The 1,993-nt window shown below is 71.7% G+C and carries 2 protein-coding genes and 1 pseudogene; 2 read left to right on the forward strand and 1 reads right to left on the reverse strand.

What is annotated here, in order from left to right; all coding sequences use genetic code 11:
- Nucleotides 1–327: pseudogene (locus FRW57_RS20950) on the reverse strand (4-alpha-glucanotransferase); the annotation flags it as partial.
- A 94-nt stretch (nucleotides 328–421) separates the two neighbouring features.
- On the opposite strand from FRW57_RS20950, the gene FRW57_RS20955 reads away from it, so the two are divergent.
- Nucleotides 422–1,369 carry a mechanosensitive ion channel family protein gene (locus tag FRW57_RS20955; RefSeq protein ID WP_152186976.1) on the forward strand — a complete coding sequence of 316 codons (948 nt, stop codon included), beginning with the start codon at nucleotides 422–424 and terminating at the stop codon, nucleotides 1,367–1,369.
- 55 nt (nucleotides 1,370–1,424) lie between these two features.
- Nucleotides 1,425–1,993, forward strand: a 569-nt coding sequence (locus FRW57_RS20960) for a MarR family transcriptional regulator (protein ID WP_137122317.1), incomplete at its 3' end; no start/stop codon positions are given.

A 1,993-nucleotide genomic window follows, 5' to 3' on the forward strand; every position in this document is an offset into this window, starting at 1 on the left:
GATGAGCCGCACGCCACCGTCCTCGAGCTCGACCGAGGCCTCGACGCGCGACCCGTGCGGCACGTGGACGGCCACCTGCCGCGGCACGCCCACGCGGGTCACGACGGTCTGCGGCAACACCCGGCGCCATTCCGAGTCGCGGTGTTCGGCAAGGCGTTTGGCTGCCCTGTCGTGGTCGCTGGCGTCGACCCCGAGCGCGGCCAGGACCGCCACGATGGTCGCGGCGCTGACGAGGACGTGCTCGCCCTGCCAGCTCCAGTACTCGGTGGCAACGCCGTGGACGCGGGCCAGCTCGACGAGAGCTGGCGAGGGTGCGGTGGTCGGCACAGCACGTCCCTTTCCGGGTGACGGGGGCTACGGGCCGTAGCCTCTCACGCGGGGGTCCCCGCGATCGGCGCACCCGTTCGCCACAATGCCCTGTATGACGTGTGCCGGCTCGGTCCCCCAGCTCGCCTCCGTCACCTCTCGGGAGGTGTGGGAGCAGATCACGGGCGCTCCCCTGGTGATCGTCGGGGTCATCGTGGGCGCGGTCATCCTGCGCTGGCTGATCCACCGCGCCATCCGACGGGTGGTGCAGACCTCGATCGACCGCGCGGCCGCCCGTGAGGACCGCACCGCGCGCCTCGGGTCACCACGCGGCATACGCCTCCTGGAGGAGGCGGCCGGGTTCAACCGGGAGCGCCACCGCCAGCGTGCGGCCACGATGGGCGGCCTGCTGCGCAGCGTCACGACGTTCGTCATCTTCACCATCGCGCTGCTGACCGTGATGGCCGAGCTCGGCGTGCCCCTCGGACCTTTGCTCGCCTCGGCCGGGATCGGCGGCGTGGCACTCGGATTCGGCGCGCAGGCGCTCGTCAAGGACTTCCTGTCGGGCCTGTTCATGATCGTCGAGGACCAGTACGGCGTCGGTGACATCGTCGACACCGGTGAGGCGACCGGCACGGTCGAGGACGTCACCTTGCGGGTGACGCGGCTGCGCGACTCCAGCGGCGTGGTCTGGTACATCCGCAACGGCGAGATCATCCGCATCGGCAACATCTCGCAGGGCTGGTCGACCGGCATCGTCGACATCCCGGTCGCCTACGACGAGGACGTCGAGCACGTGATGTCGGTGATCCGCGAGACGGTGCACGGCCTGCAGGACGACGAGGCGTTCCAGGGAAAGCTGCTCGAAGAACCCACGCCCGCCGGGGTCGAGTCGGTGTCCGGCGGCACGATGACGCTGCGGGTCTTCGCCAAGTGCGCACCCAACCAGCAGTGGGGCGTGGTGCGGGAGATCCGCGAGCGGGTCAAGGTCGCCCTCGACCGTGCCGGCATCCGGGGGCCCCAGCTGCTCGGCCCGTACGGTGACGCCTCGCGGTCCACCTGATCCCGGGCCGCGCGGCGACTCGTGCACCATGCAAAAGTTGCACTATGCTCGAGTCGTGAGTGAACCCCCCTCGCCTCCGGAGTCCGTCGCCGCGGAGCTGGCCGACGACGACGCCGCCAGCGTCCTGGCCGGCCAGGCCGAGGTGGTCGACGCGGTGCTGGCCGCAAACCGGGTGTTCGTGGCGGTGGCGGCCGGCGCCCTGGCCGGGCTGGAGCCGGAGGTCACCATGCCGCAGTTCCGGGCCCTGGTGCTGCTCGACATGCACGACACGATGACCGTGTCCCACCTCGCCGAGGCGCTCGGCGTGGTCCCGTCGACAGCCACGCGGATGTGCGACCGGCTGGTGACCAAGAAGCTGGTCGACCGGGTGGCGGACCGGACCAACCGACGCCAGGTCAGGCTCACCCTGCGACCCGAGGGCCGTGCCCTCATCGAGCAGAGCACCCAGCGGCGCACCCGCGAGGTCGGACACCTGCTGACGGCGATCCCGGCGGACGCGCAGGCCGAGCTCGCGCACGCTCTCGGGCTGCTCGTCCAGGCGGCCCACGCCAGCGACCGCACCCGGCCGTCACGGCAGGCACCATCGGCGAAGCAGCGCCGGCCCGACGGGAACGCCGGACGATG

This window comes from Segeticoccus rhizosphaerae (assembly GCF_009192725.1).
In the GTDB taxonomy this organism is placed as follows: Bacteria; Actinomycetota; Actinomycetes; order Actinomycetales; family Dermatophilaceae; genus Segeticoccus; species Segeticoccus rhizosphaerae.

What these genes read in the sequence shown, in the direction of transcription:
- FRW57_RS20955 (WP_152186976.1), top strand. Translation starts at nt 422, where the DNA reads ATGACGTGTGCCGGCTCGGTCCCCCAGCTCGCCTCCGTCACCTCTCGG.